This is a genomic window from Pseudoalteromonas sp. TAB23 (genome assembly GCF_000498075.1).
GTDB lineage: Bacteria > Pseudomonadota > Gammaproteobacteria > Enterobacterales > Alteromonadaceae > Pseudoalteromonas > Pseudoalteromonas arctica.
On sequence record NZ_AUTP01000315.1, the window covers coordinates 1 to 3,030 of the forward strand.

Annotated in this window: 4 protein-coding genes; 1 reads left to right on the top strand and 3 read right to left on the bottom strand. The window is 35.8% G+C overall.

Annotation, left to right across the window (positions count from 1 at the left end):
• Positions 1–198: hypothetical protein (locus L654_RS01000000126520; RefSeq protein ID WP_033027966.1), on the bottom strand; the 198-nt coding region annotated here is incomplete at its 3' end.
• 326 nt (positions 199–524) lie between these two features.
• Here L654_RS01000000126520 and L654_RS0120645 point away from each other — a divergent pair.
• A complete protein-coding gene (locus L654_RS0120645) occupies positions 525–860 on the top strand; it encodes a hypothetical protein (RefSeq protein ID WP_024590361.1) in 336 nt (111 codons plus the stop codon).
• 15 nt (positions 861–875) lie between these two features.
• Here L654_RS0120645 and L654_RS1000000127470 read toward each other — a convergent pair whose 3' ends face one another.
• Both L654_RS1000000127470 and L654_RS0120650 read right to left on the bottom strand, forming a co-directional pair.
• The gene (locus L654_RS1000000127470) at positions 876–971 is read right to left on the bottom strand and encodes a DUF4236 domain-containing protein (protein ID WP_076915493.1); all 96 of its coding nucleotides are present in this window, start codon (positions 969–971) and stop codon (positions 876–878) included.
• Between the two features lie 181 nt (positions 972–1,152).
• On the bottom strand, positions 1,153–2,052 hold the full coding sequence (locus L654_RS0120650; RefSeq protein WP_024590362.1) for a hypothetical protein: 900 nt from the start codon (positions 2,050–2,052) through the stop codon (positions 1,153–1,155).
• Positions 2,053–3,030: the final 978 nt, after the last annotated feature.

A 3,030-nucleotide genomic window follows, 5' to 3' on the forward strand; every position in this document is an offset into this window, starting at 1 on the left:
GCCATTACCGGCAGCTGCTATACGTACTAACTCATCCGTAGTCTTTTTTGATGAATTAATAATATTTATTGTTGCACCTTTGCCTGATGCTGCAGATGCAATACGTACCATTTGATCTGCTGTTTTTCCATTTGCATCGATATGCATCCCACCGCCCGCTGCTGCGATACGAACTAGCTGATCTATAGTTTTAGCCATGTATCATTTCCTTTTAAGTATTTAAATATATTTAATGGGATTGCTTTATTGGATTGTAAATAAACTAAAGCACCTAAAAGCTTTATAAAAGCACAATTCCCCATTTTGACGTGAAAATGTCTTTTTCTATGATCTACTATTAGTAGCAAATAGTATAAGTTATTGCCAGTTATAAATATTATGCTTACTGTAGGTTCTTCGAACATGCGTAATAGGGGAAAGTTTCCACTTATCATTAATTAGCTTATGGCAATTGACTGACCGCAATTCGCTCTTTGCCGAAGTTCGGCTTAGTTCCACTAGCAGACATTGAAGATTCTTAATGTGTGACCCATACGCTTCTAGACAATGCCCGCATCCAAGCTAAGCTCGAAGTAGAGCAAGAACAAGCAGAAATTGAAGCTGAAAAAATACTAATATCAGAGACTAAAAAAGATTTAAACGAGTGCTATCAAAAGGAAAAAAGAAAATCGGATGAAATTGGAAATACACTGACTGAAAAAAACGAATTAATACAGCACAATAAACGAGAAATGAAAATCGAAAAACAGAAGGCAAAAAATCACGGTAACGCTCTTAGTCGAAAAAACAGTTTGATAAATAAATTAAAGACCAATGCTGAATACTTAAGTTCATTCATCGAAGAGAGCTATGAAACATAAAAGCTCTCTTCGAATTCAACCTTTACCTCCAACAGAAATGCTAGTAATTCCCTTTTTTCCTAGGTTGCCCCTTGAACCCTTACCTATTCTGATGCTCTTTCTAAATCTCATGTAGCTGTCCCTGCATTAATTAATGTTTACTCTATATCTTAATTTAACAAAGCTCAAAGTATCAGAGCAACAAAAGAAAACTTAATAAGGTTCATAATGGATGTTAGAAATAGTGTTACATAGGAGTTGAACTTTCATGTATTTTAAAGCCTTGTTTTACAAGGCTCTATTTTTTAATTAATTATTTTGTATAAGTACATATATATGAACCAGGAGCTTTACCGCCTACACAAGAAACTCGACCTGCAGAAGAAGGTGATTTAGCAGAGGTACTGTAAAATTGGGCTCCAGAACGCACGGCAGCATCATAAAAATTTGAGAAAGTTGATAAACCACCTTTTTTAAAGGTATATGTACGTGGTGATGTTACAGGAAGTGTAGGTTCAACTTTGTTTCCGTCAACATCTCTACCATGTTCAAAATCCCATATAAGCTCATCACCAATAATTCCATATAACGAATATATTGCAATGCTTTTGTCATCAAAAGCAACCTGCATAAAGACTTTTTCAATTTCAGCAACGCCAGAAACTTTTGCCGCTGCGATTGTAAAGTTCGATATATCCTGTTCTAGGGTTGTATGTTCATTATAATAAGATGAAACTTCATATTGTTTTGCACCAAATCCAACTAAGTCCCAAGCGCTACCTGCAATCTCTTTAGGCACAATAGTTGCGCTTACTCCAGCTAAGCTTGCAACAACAGCACTTTTTGCATCAGATATATTATGAAAAGTATTTAAAGCGTCCTGCTCTACACCATAGCTATCTACAGTCCAACTATATATAGGTATTCTTACATCTTGAATATGACCACCACGACCATCAGGTTCATTATCTCCTTTTAATATCCTGTACCCTGTAATGGTCTTAGAAACATTGAATTTCTCAATAATTGATTTATCTAGATTCATTACATAAACATCGCGAGGGCGATCTACTTTAGCTTTTAATCTTGCTGTATTTTTGAACTGTTCGAAAGAAAAACATGTTGAGCATTCAGTGTAAAGTGGAGTTTCCGAGGCTAAACTTGAGAAAGAAACTAGTCCAATTAAAGATGTTAAAAGTAAATTTTTTATCATAATCATTCCATAATTAAATAAACGTAAAAGAAACATTATTATAATTTCTTTTTCATTACTTTTAAATCATTAACAACTACAAAAGCATTACCCATTAAGAGTTAATGTATGGGGGATGGGTAACTAACCCACTATATCGCGGCTTTTAATTTTAACTAGGCGAAGCCGTAGCGAGGAACGAGCGCGACTTTACAGAGTTAAATGCAAAATAGTCCTTAAAAAACGCGTTCACCAATCTTCCAGCTAAAAAAAGCTAATCGTGCCTTGATAAACTTCTCTTTATGGAGCTTAGAGGCTCGATAAGGAAATTTCATAGGCACAGGTAAATTGCATCACTTTTCATACAAAGTCGCTTAGAATCACTCTGAGGAGTGAAGTGTCGTGATTTTTTGGGGGATGCCGTAGCTAGGGGAAAGGCCGACAGGAGTATAAACTGAAGAGTGGCTTTAATGCTTAAAGTTTTGTAACTTATTCACAGGCTAACGCCTTTTTAATAACTCTTGTTTTTAGCACCGCTGTAGCCACCTAAAACTGTAGTCAATAAAAGAGAATAAGATGTTTTTTTATAGCCAATTATTAAGTAGATGCCTCAATCGTCTTGACTAAATAAATATAGTCCACCCTCCGCCTCGAACAACTTAATATAACTAGCGCCTCAATACCTGGCTATCACTCATCCACGAACCGCTTTGTAGCGTGCTAAGCTTAAAGATCAATAAAAAACTGGAGCACACTAAACTCGCCAATTAAAATCGTTTTTCTTGTAATTGATTTATTTCCCTCATTATATCGGTTTGTGGGGGTAAAAATTTGACTGTATGCGAGCCGCGCAAATGTCTGCTCGTAGCACGTTTACTTGTATATGTGAACAAACACCAATATGAGTAATTAACTATTTTTAGCCAATCACAATGACCGCTATTCGTTCTTTGCCGAAATTCAGCTTAGTGCTATCAGTCGTAACTCGTTTCTGCCCCA